At 38.1% G+C, this 24,560-nt stretch carries 20 protein-coding genes; 5 read left to right on the forward strand and 15 right to left on the reverse strand.

The window, feature by feature from the left end; genetic code table 11:
- Window positions 1–34 precede the first annotated feature (34 nt).
- The 6 genes from ACSU6B_RS11290 to hutH form a co-directional block, all read right to left on the reverse strand.
- Window positions 35–1,498: a CoA-acylating methylmalonate-semialdehyde dehydrogenase gene (locus tag ACSU6B_RS11290; protein ID WP_410885435.1), complete on the reverse strand. Its 1,464-nt coding sequence runs from the start codon at window positions 1,496–1,498 to the stop codon at window positions 35–37.
- Window positions 1,499–1,712: 214 nt separating this feature from the next.
- Complete coding sequence (locus ACSU6B_RS11295; RefSeq protein WP_410885237.1) at window positions 1,713–2,102, reverse strand: tautomerase family protein; 390 nt, start codon at window positions 2,100–2,102, stop codon at window positions 1,713–1,715.
- Window positions 2,103–2,391: 289 nt separating this feature from the next.
- Window positions 2,392–3,255, reverse strand: coding sequence for a sugar phosphate isomerase/epimerase family protein (locus tag ACSU6B_RS11300; RefSeq protein ID WP_410885239.1), 864 nt, complete (start codon window positions 3,253–3,255; stop codon window positions 2,392–2,394).
- 346 nt (window positions 3,256–3,601) lie between these two features.
- On the reverse strand, window positions 3,602–4,357 hold the full coding sequence (locus tag ACSU6B_RS11305) for a DeoR/GlpR family DNA-binding transcription regulator (protein WP_410885241.1): 756 nt from the start codon (window positions 4,355–4,357) through the stop codon (window positions 3,602–3,604).
- Window positions 4,358–4,519: 162 nt separating this feature from the next.
- Window positions 4,520–5,281 carry a DeoR/GlpR family DNA-binding transcription regulator gene (locus tag ACSU6B_RS11310; protein ID WP_215002954.1) on the reverse strand — a complete coding sequence of 254 codons (762 nt, stop codon included), beginning with the start codon at window positions 5,279–5,281 and terminating at the stop codon, window positions 4,520–4,522.
- Window positions 5,282–5,910: 629 nt separating this feature from the next.
- Window positions 5,911–7,437: a histidine ammonia-lyase gene (gene hutH / locus ACSU6B_RS11315; protein ID WP_410885244.1), complete on the reverse strand. Its 1,527-nt coding sequence runs from the start codon at window positions 7,435–7,437 to the stop codon at window positions 5,911–5,913.
- A 345-nt stretch (window positions 7,438–7,782) separates the two neighbouring features.
- Here hutH and ACSU6B_RS11320 point away from each other — a divergent pair, with 345 nt between their 5' ends.
- Both ACSU6B_RS11320 and ACSU6B_RS11325 read left to right on the forward strand, forming a co-directional pair.
- Window positions 7,783–9,873: a DNA topoisomerase III gene (locus tag ACSU6B_RS11320; protein ID WP_410885246.1), complete on the forward strand. Its 2,091-nt coding sequence runs from the start codon at window positions 7,783–7,785 to the stop codon at window positions 9,871–9,873.
- A 404-nt stretch (window positions 9,874–10,277) separates the two neighbouring features.
- The gene (locus ACSU6B_RS11325) at window positions 10,278–11,510 is read left to right on the forward strand and encodes an aminopeptidase (protein ID WP_410885248.1); all 1,233 of its coding nucleotides are present in this window, start codon (window positions 10,278–10,280) and stop codon (window positions 11,508–11,510) included.
- A 39-nt stretch (window positions 11,511–11,549) separates the two neighbouring features.
- Here the strand turns inward: ACSU6B_RS11325 and ACSU6B_RS11330 are convergent, their stop codons facing one another.
- Genes ACSU6B_RS11330 through ACSU6B_RS11340 form a run of 3 tightly spaced genes read right to left on the reverse strand, consistent with a single transcriptional unit; the run spans window position 11,550 to window position 13,736 of the window.
- Window positions 11,550–12,743 (reverse strand): hypothetical protein, encoded by a 1,194-nt coding sequence (locus ACSU6B_RS11330; RefSeq protein ID WP_410885250.1) that lies wholly within the window; start codon window positions 12,741–12,743, stop codon window positions 11,550–11,552.
- 13 nt (window positions 12,744–12,756) lie between these two features.
- Window positions 12,757–13,143: a DUF6114 domain-containing protein gene (locus ACSU6B_RS11335; protein WP_215002946.1), complete on the reverse strand. Its 387-nt coding sequence runs from the start codon at window positions 13,141–13,143 to the stop codon at window positions 12,757–12,759.
- A gap of 17 nt (window positions 13,144–13,160) precedes the next feature.
- On the reverse strand, window positions 13,161–13,736 hold the full coding sequence (locus ACSU6B_RS11340) for a DUF6230 family protein (RefSeq protein WP_410885252.1): 576 nt from the start codon (window positions 13,734–13,736) through the stop codon (window positions 13,161–13,163).
- Between the two features lie 201 nt (window positions 13,737–13,937).
- Between ACSU6B_RS11340 and ACSU6B_RS11345 the strand changes: the two genes are divergently transcribed.
- The 3 genes from ACSU6B_RS11345 to ACSU6B_RS11355 all read left to right on the forward strand — a co-directional run bounded on the left by ACSU6B_RS11345 (window position 13,938) and on the right by ACSU6B_RS11355 (window position 16,597).
- Entirely contained in the window at window positions 13,938–15,440 is a 1,503-nt protein-coding gene (locus ACSU6B_RS11345) for a response regulator transcription factor (RefSeq protein WP_410885254.1), read from the forward strand.
- Window positions 15,441–15,517: 77 nt separating this feature from the next.
- Window positions 15,518–15,913 (forward strand): large-conductance mechanosensitive channel protein MscL, encoded by a 396-nt coding sequence (mscL, locus tag ACSU6B_RS11350; protein WP_410885256.1) that lies wholly within the window; start codon window positions 15,518–15,520, stop codon window positions 15,911–15,913.
- Between the two features lie 48 nt (window positions 15,914–15,961).
- Window positions 15,962–16,597: a Bax inhibitor-1/YccA family protein gene (locus ACSU6B_RS11355; RefSeq protein WP_410885258.1), complete on the forward strand. Its 636-nt coding sequence runs from the start codon at window positions 15,962–15,964 to the stop codon at window positions 16,595–16,597.
- 57 nt (window positions 16,598–16,654) lie between these two features.
- Here the strand turns inward: ACSU6B_RS11355 and ACSU6B_RS11360 are convergent, their stop codons facing one another.
- From ACSU6B_RS11360 to efeO, 6 genes are all read right to left on the reverse strand, one after another.
- Complete coding sequence (locus ACSU6B_RS11360) at window positions 16,655–18,406, reverse strand: aromatic amino acid hydroxylase (RefSeq protein WP_410885260.1); 1,752 nt, start codon at window positions 18,404–18,406, stop codon at window positions 16,655–16,657.
- Window positions 18,407–18,449: 43 nt separating this feature from the next.
- Window positions 18,450–18,977, reverse strand: coding sequence for an RNA polymerase sigma factor (locus ACSU6B_RS11365; RefSeq protein WP_410885262.1), 528 nt, complete (start codon window positions 18,975–18,977; stop codon window positions 18,450–18,452).
- 87 nt (window positions 18,978–19,064) lie between these two features.
- The gene (locus ACSU6B_RS11370; protein WP_410885264.1) at window positions 19,065–20,399 is read right to left on the reverse strand and encodes an oligosaccharide flippase family protein; all 1,335 of its coding nucleotides are present in this window, start codon (window positions 20,397–20,399) and stop codon (window positions 19,065–19,067) included.
- A gap of 105 nt (window positions 20,400–20,504) precedes the next feature.
- Window positions 20,505–22,256 carry an FTR1 family iron permease gene (locus ACSU6B_RS11375; RefSeq protein WP_410885266.1) on the reverse strand — a complete coding sequence of 584 codons (1,752 nt, stop codon included), beginning with the start codon at window positions 22,254–22,256 and terminating at the stop codon, window positions 20,505–20,507.
- A gap of 31 nt (window positions 22,257–22,287) precedes the next feature.
- Window positions 22,288–23,583, reverse strand: a complete 1,296-nt coding sequence (gene efeB, locus ACSU6B_RS11380) for an iron uptake transporter deferrochelatase/peroxidase subunit (protein WP_410885268.1) — start codon at window positions 23,581–23,583, stop codon at window positions 22,288–22,290.
- Window positions 23,584–24,435, reverse strand: coding sequence for an iron uptake system protein EfeO (gene efeO / locus ACSU6B_RS11385; protein ID WP_410885270.1), 852 nt, complete (start codon window positions 24,433–24,435; stop codon window positions 23,584–23,586).
- Window positions 24,436–24,560: the final 125 nt, after the last annotated feature.

Below are 24,560 nucleotides of genomic sequence, written 5' to 3' on the forward strand. Positions count from 1 at the left end.
AGGATAATAGCCGAATGTTACAGATGTTCGTAACTTATTCAAATGATGGTGCTTTATAATTTGCTGTAACTACTTTTTTACGGGTGTAAAAATCGACGCTGTCTTTTCCGTTTGCTGGTAATGTTCCATAGAAGGAAGATTTCCAGCCCGAGAATGCGAAGAATGCCATTGGCGCTGGGACACCTAGGTTAATTCCAAGCATACCTGCATCAATATTTTCACGGAAGTAACGAATGGCCGAAGCGTTTGATGTATAGAGACATGCACCATTTGCAAATTCTGATTGATTGGCTGTTTCCACCGCTTCTTTTAAGTTTTTAACACGAACGATTGATAGGACTGGCGCAAAAATTTCATCTTTCCAGATGGCCATATCTGTTGTTACATCATCAAAAATAGTTGGTCCTACAAAATATCCTTCTTCAGGTAGATTTTCGCGGCCATCACATACTAATTTAGCCCCTTCTTCAATACCCTTTTGTATATAGCCTAATGTCCGCTGCTGATTTTGTTCACGAATCACTGGACCTAGGAATACGCCTTCATCTAAGCCATGACCGATTTTTACTTCTTTTGCTTTTTCTACTAATCTATCAAGAAATGCATCTGCAATGCTTTCTTCTATGGTTACAACAGAACAAGCCATGCAGCGTTCACCAGCCGAACCAAAGGCAGAAGCAATAACATTTGTTGTAGCAAGTTCTAAATCAGCATCATTTAAAACGACTGAATGGTTTTTAGCACCTGTTAAGGCTTGAACACGTTTTAGGTTTTGACTTCCGCGTTTATATACATATTCTCCGACAGGCTTTGAACCAACGAAGGAAATAGCTTTCACTTCTGGGTGGTCTAAAAGTCCATTTACAACATCATGTGCACCATGAACAATGTTGAAGACTCCTTTAGGAAGACCAGCTTCTTCTAATAGCTCAGCTAATTTTTGAGCTAATAATGGTGTTCTTTCAGATGGTTTAAGAACGAATGTATTACCTACGGCAATGGCCATTGGGAACATCCAGCATGGTACCATCATCGGGAAGTTAAATGGTGTAATTCCTCCAACAACACCAATTGGGTACCGATAATTAGTGATTTCTACATCTGTTGCAATTGTAGTAAGTGAATCTCCCATCATGAGTGTAGGGGCACCTGTAGCAAATTCCACATTTTCAATTCCGCGTCCTACTTCACCTAATGCTTCAGATAGGTTTTTACCATTTTCTATGGTGATAATACGAGCTAATTCTTCTTTATTTTTTTGTAAAAGTTGGTGGAAATCAAATAAGATTCTCGCCCGCTTTGGCACAGGTACGTTTTTCCACTTTTCAAATGCCTTTGCTGCCACTTCTACAGCATAATCAATCTCTTCTTTTGTTGAAAGAGGAACCTGGGCAATAATTTCTTTTTTAGCAGGATCGTAGACATCCTCAAATTGCGTCGTTTTACTTTCGACCCATTCACCATTGATATAATTTTTTAGTTTTTCTACTTTCACCATTACATTTGTCATATTTGCTTCCTCCTTAAGAATAAATTCATCGTAGTTTTTGAGTACTTTAAAATGTAAGATCCTCTATCAGACTAATAAAACTGGTAAATTACACTTAAGTTTTTGTGATATATTGGTTATCTTTTGGTTATGTTTGATTACATCTTAATACTAAAAACGCTTTCAGTCAACTGTTATTTTAAGATTATTTTGGAAGTTTTGATTATAGTTTACCCGTTAAAAACTGAGCTTCCCCGAAACCAAAGCTCCAGTCAGCTGCCCCATTCGTAACAATGGAGACCATAATATCATTTGGTTCGATTCCACAATTTTCTGCTAACCCTTGTGCTAATAGTTTATAAAAATCCTTCTTTTGCTTTTCACTTCTTTGGGTACTTGTGACAGATACAATCACTACATTGCGGCTTCTTTCAAATCCTAAACCTGTGTCTTGAATAATTAGTTCATTTGCTTGATGCTGATTTACGATTTGGTAACGATCTCTTTCAGGGACTCCAAAGGCCTGAACAACAGCCCGGTGAGAAACGTCTAGTAATTGTTTCAACTCGTTTTCATTTCGACCTTCTATTAAATCAAATCTAATTAACGGCATTTGATCCCCTCCAATTGGTTTAATCATCACACCAACTACTTATTAACTATTGAGTATATGTTGGTAATATGATGATTATATCATATTATTAATTTGGGATTCAATCAATAATTTCATCTTACTTTAAATAATTGAAATACCTTGGAGCCCAATGACACACAGATTTATAATAATAAGGCTGAAATCAAAAAAGCCCTTCCTCATAATCACTGAGAAAAGGCTTTTTATTTATGAATTTTTTTAATTAAAATCGGTATTTCAATCAAATGCTAAAGGATGTAGTGCGCGTCTAAATATATAATCCTTCTTTAATGGATTTCAATGTTACTTCATTGGACCACTCTGGTTTATCAGGATACGCGAATACTGAATTGGTTACAATTCCATCAAATTTCATTTCTCTTAATTTCCGATATAATGCATCAAAGTTTACTTCCCCTTGACCAGGATTCAAATGTTGATGGATTGTTACGTTTGCATCAGGCGGATTAACAATATAACGTAATCCAAATGCCGCTTTATGATTTAGCGTATCAGCTATTAGGACATGTGCGAGTAAATCTCCTGCTTCATCTAAGTGTTTGGCTACATCACCAATACCATCATCATAAAAGAAAGCATGTGCTACCGAATATACCAACTTAATCCAATCTTTATCAAGTGCACGAATCATTTGAATTGCTTCTATGTTCAACTCAATAAAATCATGAGGATGAGATTGTAAATTTAGTTTAATAGCTTCTTTTTCAAAGATTGGCATTAGCTCTTCCATTGATTTTACAAAAGCAGCTTCACTTTCAACTGGACGGCTTTTGTCGCCGGCAAATTCGCTGTTCATTAAATCTACTCCTAATTCAGAAGTGATTTCAATACAACGTTTCCAATTTCTTACTGCAGCTTGGCGTACTTCTTCGTTTGGCGAAGACCATTGTTGAACAGGAAGTACGGAAGAGATTTGAACGCCGGCATCTGAACAATATTTTTTCAAATCTTTTATCAGCTGCTTATCAACCTTTGGGTATTGATTAAACCAAATAAAATCTTTACGTGGAGATAACTCCACCCATTCATACCCTAATCTGGCAACTGCATCGATAGTATCTTTTAAATTAGAATTGTCACGATAATGTGACGGATCGTACGCTAAACGCATTCTAAATTTCCCCTTTCTTTCGCTACAAAATGTGTGTCCCATGTTTTTTAATTCAAGCCAAAAGTAAATAACACTAATTCGATTTGCATGTAATCCACTAATCTATTTCTATGATTCTTTTGGATAAATACAAATTCGAAATCCCAAAGCGCTTTCATTTTAACTAGCGCAGAACTCAACACTTTATGAACTGTTGGTTAACTTTTGGTTATCTATAAGTACATATTAATACCAACAGTACCAATAATCAATATTTTTTTATTATTTTTACAGAAAAAAGCGAGAATAAAAAAAACCCTCCTTACATGGAATGATCCAAAAAGAAAGGGATTTTCGAAAGAATATGCTATTCAGCTATAACAAGCTGAATATTGTTATTCTTAGCATATTCTTGATAAGTATCATTCGGTAGTTGATCGGTAATTAAATAATCAATCTCATCTAAACCGCAATAGGTCATTAATCCATATTTATCGAATTTAGCGTGATCTACCAATAGATAGACCTCCGAGCTCCGATTAACAATCGTCTTCTTTAATTCACTTTCCAAAGGGGAAGCGTTTGTTACTCCATTAACCAAAGAGATACCCGTAGAAGCCATAAAGGCTTTCTTAATATTGTAATCTTTAAACAAGCCCATATTTCTAGAATTAACAAATGAGTTGGTTTTACGGTCAAGCATCCCTCCGACAGAGATAACATTTAAATTCTCAACTGGAAGGGCACGAACGATAAAGTCAATACTATTCGTAAAAATAGTCAGATTTTTGTCCTTTAGATAATCAAACATTTCAATGGTAGTGGTACCTGAATCGATAAAGATAAAATCTCCATCTTCTACATAACACGATGCTTTCTCCGAAATTAATACCTTTTGTTGTTGATTACGTATTTGTCTATCTTGAAAAGATTCAAGTTTTTTATGAACTACCGATACTCCTCCATAAACTTTTTTTAGTTCTCCCCGATCAACTAACTCTTGAACATCACGTCTAATTGTATTTTTAGATACATCAAAAGCTGTTACTAATTCGTCCAAAGACGCAGATTGATGTTCAATTACATATTCATTTATTTTTTTGATGCGTATTTCTTTAATCATTTCAATTCACCCTAATTCACTGTTATCGCTTACATTATATTTATTCTATCTCCATAGTACCAACAAATAACCAAAACTTCATTATATTTTTATAAAAAGGATGAAATATTTTCTTTAATAAGTCAAAGAAGTAATTAATTAACGCCAACACTATTCCAATTTTCATTGAGTAATCACAAGTCGGATGGCATTTTTTTTAGCATATTCTCTATATGTTGCATTAGGAAGCCTATCAGTAACTAGATAATCAATAGCACCTAAACCGCAATAAGTCATTAACCCATATTTATCGAATTTATCGTGGTCAACCAATAAATAAACCTCTGAACTTCTTTTAACAATTACCTTTTTTAATTCATTCTCAAGTGGGGAGGCGTTAGTTACCCCGTTGGTTAGGGAGATACCAGTAGATGCCATAAAGGCTTTCTTAATATTGTAATTACTTAGAAAGTCCATATTGTTATTGTGTGGATTACCGAACGAATCGGTTTTTCGATCCAGTAACCCCCCGATTGAAATAACATTTAAATGGTCGAACGGAAGAGCACGAACAATACAATCAATACTATTCGTAAAAATTGTCAAGTTCTTGTCCTTTATATATTTGAACATCTCAATCATTGTAGTTCCTGAATCTATAAAAATAATATCACCATCTTTCACATAGCTGGCTGCTTTTTTTACAATAGATGCTTTTTGTTCTTGATTGCGTATTTTTCTGTCTTGAAATGACTCCAGTTTCTTATGAATGACAGATACACCGCCATAAACTTTTTTCAATTCTCCGCGTTCCACTAGTGTTTGAATATCACGCCTGATTGTGTTTTTCGATACATCAAAAACTAACACCAATTCGTCTAATGATGCAGATTGTTGCTCAATAACATATTCATAAATTTTTTTAATACGCTTTTCCTTTATCAAACCATTTCATCCCCTTACAACCACTCATAACATTAACTTAATAAATATATTACCAAAATCTTATCAACACTTCACTATAAATTTGTATTTAAGATATCCTAATAGATATTTATGATGAAGTTATAAACTTATTTAGCTTCATCAGTATCAAGAAATGCAAAAAGGCAACGCCTCGTCGGGTAAGTTGCCTTCCAGTTACTGAGTCATATAGGAAACAATATTTGTCTCCACACTACCTGGAGCTATGGCATTACAACGGATTCATTTGCGTACATATAACCCGTGTTTTTGTAAAACCAACACTAATGTAGAAATAGTTGCAATCGCTCTATTATAATATACAGCCCCAATAAACAGCTTTGCATACCAATTCCTACTAAGTAGTCTCTTCATATAAATAAGGGATAAATCATAATAAAAGATTTATCCCTTATTTTTGCTATTTCCTTTGCGGATACTCCAAAAGAGAACGGCTAAAAATAATAAACCTCGCCTTTTATTAATAAAATTTCGTATGACTTTTCGTATATATAATAAAACCTAAAACCAGTAACATCATTGCTCAATTATGTTTTGGTATAGATTTTTCTATATATTTATGCATTCACGCCTTTATATATTTTATATCCCTAGAATTGGCCTTTTTCCATACTTAAATTTCTAATAAAATGTGAAAATTCAATTGTTTTAAGCCATTTAGCTGCTTTTTCGATGTCCTTGGAAAACACCCTGTCTTGTTTAATCGAAGCTATCTGTTCGCGGCCCTTATCATAAAAAACCCTGGTATGAGATGCCATTTTTTCGATCCCGCGAATTTCTACCGCCTGCATGGCACAAATTAGTTCAATTGCGATAACTCTGCGTGCGTTCTGGATAATTTGATAAGCATGCCTAGAAGCAATTGTTCCCATACTTACATGGTCCTCTTGGTTTGCGGAAGAGGGAATCGAGTCGACACTGGCAGGATGTGCGAGTGTTTTATTTTCTGAAACAAGCGCTGCTGCCGCATATTGCATAATCATTGCACCCGATTGCAAACCAGGTTCAGGACTTAGGAAAGCCGGTAAATCATTAAGCTGTGGATTGACTAATCTTTCAATTCGTCTTTCCGAGATATTTGCTAGTTCCGCTACCGCAATCTTCATAAAATCCATCGCAAAAGCTATGGGCTGCCCGTGGAAGTTCCCCCCAGAAATCACCTTTTCTCCATCATCAAAAATTAATGGATTATCCGTTGCTGCATTCATTTCGATCTCTAATTTTTCTTTCACATAATCCAAGGCCTGCCATGATGCCCCGTGAACTTGTGGAATGCAGCGGAGAGAATAAGCATCTTGAACCCGTAACTCGCCCTGCTGTGTTGTCAATAAACTATCGCTTAAATAACGACGAATTCTCTCTGCTGTGTCAATCTGCTGTTTGTATCCCCTTGCGACATGAACTTCTTCTGCAAATGCATCGATAATTCCGTTTAACCCTTCCATTGTCATTGCAGCAATCAGCTCACTTTCATGTGCTAACTGTTCTGCCTCCAAGTAACCAATAACACCCATTGCTGTCATCGCTTGGGTACCATTAATTAGAGCTAGACCTTCTTTTGCTTCTAATGTTACGGGTAAAATCCCTTCTAACTGGAGCGCATCAAAAGCATCGATTTGCTTCCCTTTGTAAAATACCTCTCCTTCCCCAATTAGAACTAAGGCAAGGTGAGAAAGCGGGGCTAAATCACCGCTCGCACCAAGGGAACCTTGCTGTGGGATGACAGGAATGATATCTTTATTCACTAACTCTAATAACTTTTCAATGACAATAGGTCTGACCCCGGAAAAGCCCTTTAGTAGTGCGTTAGCACGGAGAAGGACCATCGCTTTAGAAACAATTTCCGGAAAAGGTTCGCCTACCCCGCATGCATGGGAACGAATTAAATTAAGCTGCAGGTCTTGAACATGATTCTTATCGATGAGTACATCGCTGAATTTTCCAAATCCAGTCGTAATTCCATAAACTACCTTTGATTCTGATACAATTCTTTCTACTGCTTCACGGCTCTTCTTGACTGCTTCCATACTCTTGTCTGAAGCATTAACCTTTTGCTTGCCATATAATACACCTTTCATCTGCTCTAATGTTAAGCTTCCACCTGTAAGTGTGATCATATTGTCTCTCTCCTCTACCACTGTAGTATAATAAAGAAAGAGGCTGGATTCCGAATCTAATTGATTTGGAGTCCAGCCTCTTTTATGATTAATTGATTGAATATTATTAGATGCCTCATGGGATCATTCCATTCTTTAACTATCTTTATGATAATTATTGTATGTGATGTGAAGCTTATCTGTCAATTTAATTTTCTGAATTTTAGCACGATAACACTTTAGTACGATAATAATGAAAAGCGGAATTGCCGGTTTAGCGGCGTATGAGCTACAACGATTTAAAATAAAGGAAAGTTCCGTTATACTATAAAAAGGTCAAATTGGATTTACCCGAAAGGAGTAATTATGAAATCTCTCGTACTTGCAGAAAAGCCAAGTGTGGCCCGTGAACTAGCTCGTGTCCTTGGCTGCAATCAAAAACATAAAAGCTATATGGAAGGCAATCAATATATTGTCACATGGGCCCTTGGACACTTAATTGAATTAAAAATGCCTGAGCATTATGACACAAAATATAAAACATGGAATTTGGAAGATTTACCGATCATTCCACAAAAAATGGGCCTGATGGTTATGAAGCAAACAAACCATCAATTCCGAGCCATTGAAGCGTTAGCCAAACGGAAAGATATTAACGAATGTATCATTGCAACGGATGCAGGTCGTGAAGGCGAACTAGTTGCCCGCTGGATTCTTGAAAAGCTCCACTGGAACAAACCTTTAAAGAGATTATGGATTTCTTCACAAACAGATAAGGCTATAAAGGATGGGTTCAAACAATTAAAACCAGGCAAACAGTTTGAGGACCTCTACCATTCAGCAGTTTGCCGAGCAGAGGCTGATTGGTTAATTGGTCTAAATGTGACAAGAGCATTGACCACCAAATACAAGGATCCTCTATCTGCAGGTCGAGTTCAAACCCCTACGCTTGCACTTGCTCTTGAGCGTGAGCAGCAGATTCAATCTTTTGTACCAGAGGAATATTGGACAATTCGGGCAGAAATCGGCCCGCTTTCAACTGATTGGGAACGAGACAATGAAAAGCGCCTTTTCGATAAAGTAAAAGCGGAAGCGATCCAATCTAAAATCAATGGGAAAAAAGCTGTGCTTGAAAAAATTGAGAGAAAGAAAAAATCAGAGCCGCAGCCTCTACCCTATGATTTAACAGAGCTACAGCGTGATGCCAATAAGCGATTTGGTTTTTCTGCAAAAAAGACTTCGACCGTTTTACAGCGTCTTTACGAGCAATACAAATTAGTTACTTATCCAAGAACCGATTCACGCTATTTAACAACAGATATGATGAACACAATGACAGACCGCCTGCAAGGAATGGCTTCTGGATATAAGGATGAGGTCCGCCCTCTTCTTGCAAATAGGGGTATAGTACTTGCCAAACGCGTTTTTAACAATGAAAAGGTATCGGATCACCATGCCATTATTCCTACGGAACAACGGCTGAATCTTAGTGAGCTCGATTCAGATGAAAGAAAACTATACGATATTATTGCTAGACGGTTCTTAGCTTTGTTTTTACCTGCTTATGAATATGAAACCATTCAGGCTACCTTCAAGGTAGAAGGTGAGACATTTACAGCAAAAGAAACAAATGTAATCGATTTGGGCTTTAAGAAAGTCTTAGGAAAAGAAGATACTGAACATGCTGTAACTGGCCTGCAAAAATTAGCTCAAGGTCAGTCCTTTACGGTTAAAAATAGCTCCATGAACCAAAAATGGACCGAACCGCCGCAGCGTTATTCTGAAGCAGATGTTCTAGCTCAAATGGAGAAATTCGGTTTAGGAACCCCAGCAACCAGAGCAGAAATTATTGAAAGGCTTGTGGAAACAGAAGTCGTTGAACGACAAAATGGACGCTTTCATCCAACGAAAAAAGGCAAACAACTAATCGACCTTGTCAATGATGAATTAAAGTCACCGGAACTGACGGCCAAATGGGAGCAGGAACTGGAACGAATCTCAAAAGGAAAGGCAGACCCAAAAGCCTTTTTACAAAAAATTCGCCGTCAAACAGAGCAGCTGGTTTCCGAAATAAAAACGAGCGACAAAACGTACCGGGCTCACAATTTAACCGGCTCGAGATGTCCAGAATGTAACGAATTCTTAAAGGAAAGAAATACAAAGGATGGGAAAATTCTTGTTTGCTCAAGTCCTGAGTGTTCATTTCGGAAAAGAAAGGACCCGAAGCTTTCTAATCGCCGCTGTCCACAGTGCCATAAAAAAATGGAGATTCATGACGGGAAAGCAGGCGCCTACTTCCAATGCCGCCGATGCAATGTCGTTGAAAAAGCAGAAGACAAGAAAAAAGCAGTTAATAAGAAAGAAGCACAAAAACTTGTCCAGAAATATACGCAAAAAGAGGATTTTGGAACAAGCTTAGGTGATTTACTGAAACAAGCCTTAAAAAATCAAGACTAACAAAATGAGTTGTCCGATAAGTGATTGGAGCGGAAGGTGCGAGATCCTAGAAAATGCTATCGCATGTCAATAAATCATAGAAAATTGTACAAAATGTTCACATTTACCTAATTTGTATTATAATTAACTTACAAAAGTTAATATTATAAGGGCGGTGGAAACAATGGAATTATCCCAGTTCATGGCTCCAACTTCATTGTCAGGAATTATTACATTTTTAGTCCTATTTTCCGCAGGTGTTTATTTAAATATAAAAGTATACGGCAGCAAGTTGCAGTAAAGATGAAAATCTTTACTGTTTTTTTGTTTTTATCAGGTAGCCTTTTGCTTAATGGCTTTCAGTTTCTTTTTCCAATTGGAAACGCTACAATAAAGGAAGATCCAGATGAAAAGGAGACGTACATATGAGTGAATTTCAAAAAAGCCTTGAAAAATATGCTGAACTAGCCGTTAAAGTGGGCGTAAATGTTCAGAAAGGTCAAACCTTAGTCGTAAACGCCACCTTAGATGCGGCCGAATTTGTTCGTCTGATTGTTAAAAAGGCATACGAAACTGGTGCACAAAATGTCATCGTTAACTGGAACGACGATACCGTTACGAGAACAAAATATGACTTAGCTCCCGATGAGGCATTCCTTGAGTACCCTGTTTGGCGTGCCAAAGAAATGGATGATCTAGCCGATCAAGGCGCTGCCTTTATGTCGGTTATTTCGACTAGTCCTGATTTGCTAAAAGGCGTGAATCCAGAACGGATTGCCAACTTCAATAAAGCTGCTGGAAAAGCACTGGCGAATTACCGGAAGGCAGCACAATCAGATAAGGTGAGTTGGACTGTTATTGCAGCTGCCGCTCCGGCATGGGCAGCTAAAGTTTTCCCGGATGAGCCTGCTGAAAACCAAGTAAGCAAACTTTGGGATGCGATTTTCAAAGCCGTGCGTGCAGACGTTGAAAATCCAGTAGAAGCTTGGAAAAAACATGATGAAACCCTTCATGAAAAAGTTCATTATTTAAATGAAAAAAGATACCAAAAGCTCCATTACACTGCCCCTGGTACGGATTTAACAATTGAACTTCCTGAAAAACACATCTGGGTGGGCGCAGGCAGTGTAAATGAGAAAGGCTTCGAGTTTATGGCCAACATGCCGACAGAGGAAGTGTTCACTGTTCCTTATAAAACTGGTGTTAATGGAACAGTTGCTAGCACAAAGCCTTTAAGCTATGGTGGAAATATTATTGACCGCTTTTCGATTACGTTCGAAAATGGAAAAATTGTTGGGGTAAAGGCCGAAGAAGGCGAAGAGATCCTTAAGCGTCTTGTCGATACAGACGAAGGCTCACATTATCTTGGGGAGGTTGCACTTGTACCATATAACTCACCCATTTCCCAATCAAATGTCCTGTTCTTCAATACACTGTTTGATGAAAATGCCTCAAACCATTTAGCGATCGGCAGTGCCTATGCTTTTTGTATCGAAGGCGGCAAGAAAATGTCTTCCGAAGAATTGAAAGAGAACGGTCTGAACGAAAGTATCACTCACGTTGATTTCATGATTGGTTCCACGGAGATGGACATCGATGGAATCACCGCTGATGGCAAAACAGAACCCGTATTTCGAGGCGGAAACTGGGCTTTCTAATCTAAGCACAAAAAGAGCAGGGACTCCCTGCTCTTTTTTCTATGGTGAAAAAATAATGGCTCCCTCCTTTTCCTTTGCAACTTTTTCACGCATTTTATTCAACTGTTCAATTGGATCCTCAGGTACGACTTTTCCTATTAAATCAATAAGACCGAGTGATTTTAATAAACCCTCTTCTAAGCTTTGAAGTTCTGTTGTCAGTGATGTGTCACCACGGCAGACACTACTCAATAATATTTTCTTTTCAATGGCTTCATTAATTAGAGACAGGGCCAGTTCCTTATTAATTACTCCCTTTGCATCCTCCATTTGTTCACAAACGGATTTTACAATCTGTTCCACCTTTTCCGTAGTTCCGCTGACTACTGGGTCAAGCGACTTTGTTAAAGGCTTAAGTGGTTTCAAAACCGTCTCAAACTTTTTCGTTGGAGTCTCGAGCTGTTTCAAAACTGGCTCAAGTGGTTCTGTTACTGGTTCTAAAGGCTTCACTATTGGCTTGAGTGGATCTACTATCGGTTCCAATGGTTTTGGAATCGTTTTTAATGGTTTGGTCACGACTTCCATCACATCTTCAACCGGTTCAGTGATTTTTCCAATCGCATCAGGTGACTCCACTATTTTGGAACCCTCTTCACACGTGAGAGGCATATGTCCACTTGAAATTTTATCAAGCTCTTTATCCAATTGATGAAGTGGAAGGGAGCTTAAATCTTGAATAATTTTCAGCCTTTCGGGCTTGGGTGCAGTCGATTGACCGGAAACCGTATTAAGAACTAACTGCTTAATAATACTATTCTCTGATTCCATGAAATGAGCCACCATGACCACCTGCTCCATCCCAAGCTCTGGAACAGTTTCTGATGCCTTTACACAAGCCCCTTTAAAGACAAAAGCCGATGTATCAACAGTCATATTCCTTACACTAACAGGTCCATTTGCTTTTAAACTAATACTTACAGGACCCTTTGGGGAATTTACCTGCTTGGTTAATTTCATTCCATAAATTATTGCGGATTTATAATGAAAACGCAGCATTAGTTTACCACTATTTGTAGAGGTTTCTTGTTTAATGATGTTTGCAGTCATACCGGAACCAACGACTCGGTCTGCCTCAATTACAAAACCATCTGTAGTTTGTTCTTCCGCCTTAACTGCTCCACCATTAGCGAAAATTGTTAATAACATCAACGGGAGATATAAGCTTAATAAGATCATCTTACTTTTCCACCACATTTTTTGGTCTCCTTTAGAAAGTCTGGGCCATTTTTTCCATCTCAGTTGGAGGTGTTACTTTTACTTTGACTGGCGCCAGACTCCAGGCCATCAGCAATGCTCCCCCGAAGATGCCAAATATCGTGCCAAAAAGAAACCCTCCTAATGCTCCAATAACAGAAAGTATTGATAGAAAAATAGTAAAGATTCCTAGAATTTTGGAAGCATTTGGAAAGAATATGGCCACAATTCCAATCAATATAAGTAGTCCGCCAAAAAGTAAGCCTATGATAGCTATCGACCCTGGAAGGAATGTACTTAAATATAGGTTTAAAGGCACCCATGAAATCATGAGTCCGCTGATTATGGTAATCAAAGCACCCCACAGCGGTCGGCTTTTTCGCCATTTAGTAAATCCCATCTACTTTCCTCCATTCCTTATTTCTTATTAATCTTTTCAACTGTCAGCCTCATCCCGTTCATATTAATCGTTTTCTGAAACAGATAGTGTGTTTTAAGCTTTGCATGCTCTAAGGTAATTTTCGAGGAGGTTTGTTGGAATTGTTTTTGCCAATCATCGCTATGATTTTCTTTTAGCGCTAAGTTTTGGAATTTTGCATCGGCTTCAATAAGACTCGCATCGTGCTGCAGTCCGGTAATCTGTACAGGTTTGGAGGCGGTAATCTTGACTCGGATCCAATGTCCGCCCACCTTGAAATCCTTGTATAATTGCAACTTATCAATTGTCAAATTTTCTATTAAATTTGTGCCTTGTGGAGCCGAATCTTCACTGCTTGTTTCACCCATTTTTGGAAAAAAGGTGTAGCCATTCCCTTCCAATTTATCAAACTCTACATAAAAGTCGCCCACACCAGCAATTGGGACAGCATATGCTACTCCCGAAATCCCAAATGAGACTAATAGCAGCGCTAATACCAGAATTCCCGACCCTAATGCTGACCAGAAAACCCTTTTACTTGTCATCCCCTCAACAAGCTGAATTGAATTTTCCATAATCGCTCACCTACTTTCTGAATTTTTTAATAATATTCTTTTTAATACCTTACTACGGTTATTTCACCGCCACAATCACGAAATATATCGTATAAAATCTTGTACCCCGTCAAATGTCGGGTACGGATTACTACTACGGACATATCGAAAAAAATTATACCGAAGAATATTAAAACGGTTATTGGTGGAGGTGGAACCAACATGGAGCACAAAGTGGAACAGCTTATTCAAAAAGGACTATCCATCCTTATTGGGCTTAATAAACCATTTATGAAAGAATGGAAGGAAGTTCTATCCACATTAAAATACCGAAAGGACAGTTTAGTGGATGAATTTGATTGTCTAATCCAGATTGCCTTCCAACAAGTACTTAACGATAAAATCCCTAGTGTAGACTCCTTCATTCTTTCCCTGCTTGCTGAATGGAAAAATCGTTTCGCCTCCAAATATGATGAAAATGAGTCAATATTCTTGTTAACAACGATTGAAAATATATTTCATAAGCTGTTATCTGAAAATAAATCTTCAACATTTCTCGATCATCAAGCAGTCCAATCCTTTTTTTCGAAAATACTTGACCAGACGTTGTTAACACAAGATATAGAAGATCGGAATGAGAAATGGATAAAAACTATTATCGCTACTAACGTCATTCCAATCAATTGGATAGCTGTCGTTAACAAGGGACAGGATGATTATCAGGTGGATAGTGTTGTCTGTTCTGAACTAAATCATGTAGATACCCCTTTAATTGAAATGTCCAAAGGTTTAAAGGCAAGTCAAATCGACCACTTATCAACAGCGATTGCCAGACTATTAGGAACAAGCAGCGACGAGGCTTCCATTGTCCAAATTCCTTGTTTGAATGACACCCTGATAATAGGTCTGCTACATAAAGACTATCCTATCAGCAATCATGAAATTGAATTTATTAGGGGGATGTATTTACGCCAGCTAAAACTACATCATCTTGAAAGTAAGATGGAATGGAAAGATGCATCACTTCTCTTCTTACAGCACTTGCTACGTACCCGAGGTGCGGATGAGGCGGTTAAGGCGATTACTAAAGGTTTAGTAGAATATATGCCTTTTAATCGCTGTGCCCTATTTTTATATAATCCATACGAGGACAAAGGAATCGGAGTTTCTGGATATAATGTAAGCAACCCCACTATTCAGCAAATTAGGGAAGAATTATTTAAGCTCCCCCTACTAAAAAAATATTTTCATACACTAAATCATTCTCAGCCCCTTTATTTTGCAGATGCTGCTGAAGTGTTACCTAAAAAATATGTCCAGGAATATAAATTAAAGTCACTAGTGATATTACCAATATTTGTCCCAACAAAAAGCAAACTGATCGGAATTGCCCTTTTGGACAAAGGGGAAGAGTCTCAATTTAAAGTTTCTATTCAAACCTTGGCCACATTAATAAAATTTGGGCATTATGCAGGGGAATTGCTTTTTTCTATTGGGGATGAGGCACTTCAACAATTTGCGAACTCCAATGGCGTCTTAACACAACGTGAGAAAGAAGTTTTAAAATTGATCGCCGAGGGTGCATCTATCAATGAGGCTGCAACGGTTCTTCACCTAAGCAGCTATACGGTTCGTGATTATATTTCTATCATCATTCAAAAATTAGCTGCAAAGAACCGGATTGATGCAGCAGTAAAAGCAATAAAGATGAACTTAATTTCATGATAAATTGTTTGCTATTTTACTTGGTTTATCGCTACAATGTACAATTAAGTAAAAAGTGAGTTTGGAGGATGTTTTTTATGTGGAATGAATTTAAACAATTTGCCATGAAGGGCAATGTCATTGATTTAGCCGTCGGGGTTATTATCGGTGCAGCATTTGGAAAAATAGTATCTTCTCTTGTCGCCGATATAATTATGCCCTTAGTTGGGGTAATCATTGGAGGCGTTGATTTTGATTTTTCTGATCTTGCCTATGGAAAATTAGCATATGGTAAATTTATCCAAACGGTTGTTGATTTCTTAATCATTTCTTTTTCCATTTTCCTATTTGTGAAGTTCCTAAACCGTTTTAAAAAGAAAGAGGAACCAGCAGCGGTTGTTGCGAAAGTGGACCGAACGGAAGAGCTTTTAGCAGAAATTCGCGATTTATTGAAAGAAGATAAAGATTTTTTAAGAAAAAATGAAACATCTTGACCATATCAACGTATATGTTAGTAATAAATAATTTTTGAGGTGAAAAATTTGTATACTCAAACATCTACTGAATTTTTGCCATCTGTTTTACGAACATTTGCCCTTTCGCTTGCGATTGCTTTCTTGGGTACAATGGCAGGAGTATTTGTTCCATCTAGCCTATTTATGCCATTAGCTATTTTAGAATTTGTCATGCTCATGGTTGCCTTCTTTTTCAGACGCAAAAAGGCAATTTCTTATTCATTCTTATACATTTTTACATTTATATCTGGAATAACCCTTTATCCAATCGTAGCTTATTACTTAGCTACAGCAGGTGCAAACGTGGTGGTTATGGCATTCGCCAGTACAACGGTTGTTTTTACAGGTGTTGCTATTTATGCGACTAAATCAAAACATAACTTTTCCTTTTTAGGAGGATTCCTGCTTGCTGCCTTGCTTGCATTAGTGGCCATTTCCATTTTTAATATCTTCATTCCATTAGGCTCTACAGGGATGCTTGCGTACTCCTTTATCGGCGTATTAGTATTTAGTGGGTATGTCCTCTTTGATTTCAGCCGAATGAAGCATTACGGGGTAAGACCGGAAGAAGTTCCATTGATGGCATTGAACCTATACTTGGATTTTATTAACCTTTTCGTCAGCATCCTTCGTATTTTGGGGATTCTATCTAGTAAAGACTAGCCGCTTGAATTAGGTCAGTATATAAAAGGAGCTTGGGTATCCAAGCTCCTTTTACGTTTAGCTATTATATATTAACGTGAATCCACGCTGAATCACCTGCTTTATTGATTTTTCCCAGTTTTTTTTCAGTAACATTTCAGTTATACGCTTAATGTTGGGATGGCTGCCATTGTGCTTCTTATAGAGTTCTAGTATTTCAAGCCTCAATAGCCACTCATTGAGGTACTGCTGATCCAAGGTTGATATTACTTTTTCCAAGCTGGACCAACTCTGTTCATTCCACACCGGACTCTCACGTAAACTGCGGATTTCCTCATATAGCTTTTCTAGTTGATTCCAACTCTGCTGCCCTACTGTTTCCTCTACAACATTTGTTCCCTCTATTGCTGGCCAGTCAAAGTAACCGTCTGGATCAGCCGCGCCTGCAAAAACAGAGGTAATTTCTGCTCCCACCGCCATATCATAGGGCCCCCAAGATGGTTCAAAAAGGACTTGATCCTTGAATTTTACTTGGCAATCCTTAAATGAGATTAAGATTGGCTTACCTGCTGCAGACAACAAAATAGTCTTCACGGTTCCCTTTACATTGACACCACTTTCAAATTTCAAATCTGCTTCGCTTCCTTCAATAATGCCTAAATCCTTTAATTGATCAAGCGAGCTATTCTCAATTACAATCTTTCCTTCAAGTTTGCCTATTGATGTCCCAAAGCCTTTATGATGTGTCTCTTTGCCATGGTCCACTAATTGTTTCTGATCAAGCGATAGTGCTGTAGGTCCCTTTGTTCTAATATAAACAGCTTCCCCTTTATCATCCTTCAAAATCGTTGTTAGTGTGCCGGTCACTTGCAACCCTGAAGAGAAGACAACAGTTGCGAGATTATCAGATTGCAAAGCTTTTTCTAGGCTTTCCGTTCCACCTTTTTGAAATGCCATGGTAGAAGCAAATTGATCAATAGCCGCTGCCAGTTCATCAAAGTTCTTACAAACAAATAGTTGCGGCTGCGGCTTTGTGACATCATATGGTGTCTTAATACATTCTTCTACTGAGAATGGGATCTTTTTGACATCATCAGCAAGACAACTTTGACTCTCACCTACTGATGATAGTAGGCCAGCTCCATAAATTTTCGGATTCTTTAGGTCACCAACTAATCCATATTCTACCGTCCACCAAAAAAGCCTTGAAACTTGATCGGCCTCTGATAGACCTTTGACCTTCTTTCTAGCTTCTGCTACCAGTCTTTCTGCCTCTTTAACCTGCTCTGGTGTAGAATTTGGATCTTCGGCAACAATCGTTAAATGACGAACTGCTTTAAATACCTCTAGCTTCTCTTTACTTGAGAGTGCTTTTGCTCCCATTTCGCCGATTTTCTTAACAAATTCCCGATATGATTTATCTAATAAAATGGGTGCGTGTCCAGCTGCCTCATGGATCATATCCGGTGCAGGGGTATAGGCAATATTTTGTATTTTTCTTATTTCCGTTGCAATTGGTAAAATACAATTTGCCAAAAACCCATAAAACGCTGTGCCAGGAATTAACCCAGCAATCGTGACGGCCCCCCAGCCCACTTTGGCTAGACTGGTATTCATGTCATTTACTTTTGGAATCGATTCTGTTTTAATTCCTGAATCGTTTAGGCCATTCACATATGCAGGATGGGCGATATCTTTTAAAAAGTAATGATTTTGTTTCATGACAAAACGCCATACCGCATGATCGATAGGCGTATAACGGTTGTAATATTGCTTTGAAATATACGGAAGTAACTGTACCGGAGACCTTTTTGTTTCATTTCCTGTCATCTTCAACATTCTCCTTTGCAAAGAATATTCTTTGATGAAGCAATTATGCGAGTGATTGCATTTTTGGGCGAAGTCTCTCCTTCGCTCTTTTCATTCTTGTTTTTACTGTCGACATTGGCAGATTACTTTTCTTCGCGATTTCAATGAGTGAGAAATTTTGATAGTAATAAAGATAAATAGGATAACGGTAAATTTCCGGTAATAGGTTTACCTTTTCAGCCATCTGTTCAGCAGAAAATTTATGTAAGACTTCCTCTTCTGGAATGACACTTGGTTCGAATGAGGCTGAATAGGAATAAACTCCTTCCTTCCAAAATTGCTTAGATTTATTTTCCTTCCGCCAATAATCACGGCATTTATTGATTGCAATCGTAAAAAACCATCCTTTGTATTTAGATTGCTCCTTAATTGAAGGATATGCTAAATAAGCTGAGAGTAATACCTCTTGATAGATGTCCTCTGCAAGTTCTTTATGCTTCACTAAAGACAAAATATATTTATAAATGGATCTTCCATGTTCCATTACCACTTCTTCAAATGATGGGGCAATTCCAGCAAGCATGTTCTCCATCCTTTCCATCTTTAAAATGATCTTCATTCTATTAGACGGAATTAACAGTATTCCCCCCTACAGTAATACAGAAAATTTCTCAGGAGTTTATCGCTCAGTAGTATTTTGAATGAAGCCTTTCATAAAAATACTGACGCCAATTTTCTTGCAGATCGTTAGATAATGCATGAGGGCTAACAAAACAGCGCCTGTATTCATTCCAATAATAACGCCATTCATTCTCCATTCAGGCATGGCTGCAAGCAAAAGAATGAGTGAAATAGAGATGATCGTCGACCAAATGATATGAATGAATGTCTCTTTAAGTAGATTAAGTCCAAACAAAAAGGCCTGCATCGGCATGATAAAAAAGTGAAATAAGAAATATGGCCAGAGTAATTGTAAAAATAGGGCAGGTGTTTCTGATTTAAAAAATAGCGACGTTAACTCGGGTGCAAAGAAGTAGAAAATAGCTACGGATATGACCCCATATACAAAGGTTAGCTTCATCACCTGTAGAAGCATTTTTTGGAGCCTTTGGTAATCACCCTCTGCGTAAGTCTTGGACACAGCTGGGATTAGAACGACCATTAACGAGTGAGCAATAAAACCCGGAAAAAAGCCTATCGAAATGGCCACCCCCATCAGCATTCCAAATTGCTCTGTCGCTAATGTATCGCTCAAGCCAGAGCGAACCAAAGCTGCCTTAATGATAAAGGGCTGTATGGCACCAGTAAAAGCTGAAAACAAGCGAAGACCTGTTGTTGGAATCGAAACTGCCATTAGATTTTTCTGAACTACCTTACGTTTCATATTAGAAAATGGCTGTCGCTTCAATTGCTGAAATTGGATAATAAACATGTATATTAAATAAAGGAACACAACTATCTCGCTTCCTATAAACGTACCAATCGCGATTAACACTGACTCCGCTGTGTCGAAAGCAAAGAAACGGAAAAGGAGGAACAGTCCTCCGAGTTGAATCGTTTTCCTTAAAAAATTTGAGACTGCTATTTTCCCCATTTGCTGCTTGCCCATAAAATATCCCCTCGCGACGGAGGTGAAGGAAATGATGGGTATTAAGATCAAAACAAGCCATCTTACGTATGGATGATATTTGTCAAACACAGGAATAAACGGAATGATTACAGTAGCTGCTAAAAAAAGGACAGCCGAGAACACAATCGTAATCGTAATCGCATGATGAAGGATATTTCGGTGATAACGGTCTTCCCTTTCAGCAATAAATTTTGAAATCGATACAGGCAACTCAAAGCTGGATAGTAACACAATAAAAAAGATCGATGGCAAAATGGACATATACAGACCTAGTCCGTGTGGTCCTAACTCTCGAGCAAGAATCATATTTACTAAAACTTCAATACCTTCCCCCAAAAAAGCAGCTACAGCTAAAAAGAATATCCCCTTATAATAAATAGCCAATTTTTTCTCCTCCATACTCATCTCACTTTTATAAACTTATGAGACAAGTTCTTTGATTATTAGAGAAAAATTTTTAGGAGAACGAAAAAAAGGGCCCGCAGCCCTTTAAACGTTCACCATTACTGTTTTTTTTCTAATCATCCATGTTAATAAAATAATAGCCATGACTAATATTAACTGTGTAATCGTCGTTTCCCAGGTTGGATATAATCCGATCCAATCAATAAACGGAAACTGATGTACAGTGCTAGTCGGCAGCACATTCGAAATTTGCAAAGCATGGATACTAATACCAAGAATTTTAAAGGCTAAGAAATAGATAAGAATGGTTGCAGCCTTAAAGAATAAGCGAATCGGAATTTTTACACTGTAGTAGATAATTGCAAAGCCAACAATAACTAGGATTCCTACTGCAAGGATTACACCCAAAACCAGTTGCTGCAAGCTTATATAGGGCGTGATTCCTGTATAGAATATGATCGTCTCTGCCCCTTCACGGAAAACTGACAGAAAACTAATCAGTGCAAATGAAAAAAGACTTCCTCTGGCAATCGCTTGCTCCATTTGTTGATTAATATATTTATTCCAGTTCCCGATACTGGATTTATTGTGGAGCCATGCCCCAACGGTTAACATCATAATGACAGCGACAACCCCAGTGATTCCCTCAATATATTCTCGGCTAGAAGCAGCAACTATTCGTGAGAATACAATATTGATAATAATGGCCAGAACAGCACTCGCAAGGATCCCTGCTCCAACACCTGCCCAAATCCATTTCTGTTTCGCGCCCTGACCCATTTTCTTCAGAAAGGCAAGCAATGTGGCTACGATTAATAACCCTTCTAACCCTTCACGTAACAAAATTAATGCGGCATCCCATAAAGAATAATCAGTTTTACGAATTAACGGCGCTAGACGAGAATTTAATTCCTTTACGATCTCCCCTGCTTTTGGACCATCAACTTTTGCAGAGTTTATAAGACTAATAGCTGTAGGTATTTTTGTTTCAACATCACTATACAACTTACTGTCTCTTGTCTGAACATCCCCTTCAATCATTGGCCAAATGTTTAGTATTTTAGTTAACTGGTCAGAAGCACTCTTATAGTTTTCTTTTGCAATCTGTGTTTCTGCATTACTCAATAATGTAGTTAGATCGGTTAGTGAATAATCCCCTTTAACCTGAGTAGAAACCTTACCAGCCAAGAAATTTTCCACTTCACTTGATAGCTTTTCGACATTTGCTTTGGCCTTCTCTAAATCTGCGGGATTCTGTGTAATCGCAATTCGGATCAATGCCATGTATTTTTCAATGTTACCGTAGGCGACAATACTTTCATCATGAACCGTTTTTTCTGAGGCATACCATTTATTTAACAGCGTTTGATATTGGGCTTTCAAAACAGACTGATTCCCATCTTCAATCGATTGTTTCAAGGTGGCGATGAGCGGTTTCAGCTGTTTTACTTGCTCTTTTCCTTTTTCTTTATCCGGTGGATTTTGTTCTTGGTCATAAAGAACCACTGCACTTGATAAAGAGGAAAGACTCTTTGAAAGAACCTCTTTTTCCACATTCTCTTTGGCTAGTAAACTTTGAACCTTATTAAGTTCTTGTTCAACCTTCTTAGCCTGTTTATCTTCTTTCTTAATCGATGCCCATTCGTTAGCAAACAGCTCCATATTTCTCATAACTGCTGAATGGTCGCCATCTTTGGCTTTCATTAAGCTATCTCCGATTAGAACGAAAAGCTCATCATGATTCACAGCCGCTTTCACTGGCTGGACTGTTTGAAAAAGAATGAAAAACATCATTAATAATAATATAGATTTACTTTTTGTCTTAAATCGTCGCATGCGTCTCTCTCCTCTAATGAAAGGAAAAACCTTAGTTAAAAAGTGTTTCTCCTATAAAACCACCTGATTTCGTTCCTGGTAAACAAGCAAAGATGGCACTTCCTTTATGGGATATATATTCATTTAATTTATCCATCTTGGCCAATCTATTTTGTATAGGGATAAATTGTTTACTAGGAGCACGTTGGAAACATAAGAACAATAGACCCGCATCAAAGCTGCCGGTTTTCAGATCCATTCCATCCGAATAAGAATAGGCCCTGCGCAGAATCTGCTGGGAACCGTCCCCATGGGATAAGCGTGTATGCGAATCGGCAGGAATGCTATATTCGCCTTTTTCATTTTTTTGCTTCAAATCAAGTTTTTCAAATTCACTTTTTTGCCCAATTGGTGCACCATTTTCACGATAACGGCCAAAGGTATTTTCTTGATCTTTTAATGTTGTACGGTCCCACACTTCAATAAACATTTGAATTCGACGGACAACAAGGTAACTTCCATTCACTAACCAATTAGGGCCATCCCCAGGCTGAACCCAAACCTGCCTGTTCATATGTGATTCATTGTTTACATCAGGATTAGCTGTCCCATCTTTAAAGCCAAACAAATTCCTTGGCGTTTCACTTTTAGGGTCTGCTTGTTTCGTGCGTTGAAACCCTGTTTGTGCCCAGCGTAAAATCGCCTTCCCTCTTGCAATTCGAATCAGATTTCGAACCGCGTGAAAGGCTACTTGCAAATCATCGGCGCAGGCTTGAATACAAAGGTCGCCTCCGGTCCATTCTTCTTCCAGCGCATCTAGCGGAAATTTAGGAAGGTCAACTAATTCTTTCGGCTGCTTATGTTTTAGACCAAACCTGTCTTGATTGTCTTTTACAAATAGGCTTGGACCAACCCCAAATGTAACCGTTAAATTGGATGCGGATAATCCCGCTGCCTCGCCCGTATCTTTGGGAGGGAGAAATTCATTACTTGATAAATCACCTACCGCTTGCCCTTCAGATAACAATGCTGCGGCTTTTGTCCAATCCTTGAATAATTGAACCAAATCTTCCTTTTTCGAGGTGGTCACATCCAAGGAAACAAAATAAACATGGTTTTGTGTTTTTGTCGTAATGCCACTTTGATGTTTTCCATAGAAGGGCACGATCTCATGGTCATCTTTGGTGGTAGCTTTGCTCTCAGAAATCGAAAGCAAACTACTGAGTCCTGAAGCGCCCAGAATTACTCCGACACCGCCAACACCGGCCGTTTTTAAGATATCTCTTCTCGAAATCTTATTTCCGATTGATATAGATTCATCGATGATGTTTTTATTCTTCTTTACCAATTAAGACGCCTCCGTAACAAGTCCTATTTGAGAGAGTGGTTCAGCTAGTGCGTCAATCGCCTGGCTTAGTTCTTTAACCTGTGCTTCCGTTAAATCAGTATAGAGCTTATAGCCTTCGCCTTTTTTATGCTGGTTTAGTAGATTATAAACATCATTGAAACGCGCTTCTATTTCTTTTGAAACGTCCTCATCTTTTTTCTTTAATGCCGGATTTAAAAGCTGATAAATCTTTTCTGCGCCCTGTACATTAGCAGCAAAATCATACAAATCTGTATGGGAATAACGATCCTCTTCGCCTGTTACCTTGGAAGTAGAAACCTCATTTAATAGATCAACTGCTCCGGTTATTAATAATTCAGGTGTCACTTCTACGGTATCTACCTTAGCACGTAAAAGATTGACATCTTTCATTAACTGCTCAGCAAATTGTTCATATCCTTTGGTCGTTTTGTCGATCCATAGGCCCTTTTCTATCCGGTGGTAGCCGCCCCATTCCGCTTCCGGGACATCTCCTTCTCGTGCATCAATCTTCGGGTCAAGGTCGCCGAACACTTCCGCAATTGGTTCGGCGCGCTCATAGTGCATCCGTGCGGGCCCATAAAGAGCTTTAGCCTCTTCTATATCTCCATTTTTAACAGCGGTTGTAAAGGCATCTGTTGCCTTAACAAATTCTTCAATTTCTCCTAAGGCATATGCCCTGTAATCATCTGTGACCCCAGTAAGTGCAGCCTGACTTGTAACTACTTTGTCTTTTACCTTTTCTGTAGTTGCTGTTTTCTCCGTATTATTTGAACATCCAAATAGTAGACTGCTAGATATAATTAGAGTGCCTGACACTTTTAATAGTTTCATTTATGTAATCCTCCAGTATCTATAATAATGATAATCATTTTCATTTATATAATAACAGCAAATGAGAAATGTTTTCAATTATATTTTTGAAATTTTATAAAAAAAAGACCTTCCTATTTAGGAAA

It is taken from the genome of Neobacillus sp. C211 (assembly GCF_051842875.1).
Classification (GTDB): domain Bacteria; phylum Bacillota; class Bacilli; order Bacillales; family Cytobacillaceae; genus Neobacillus.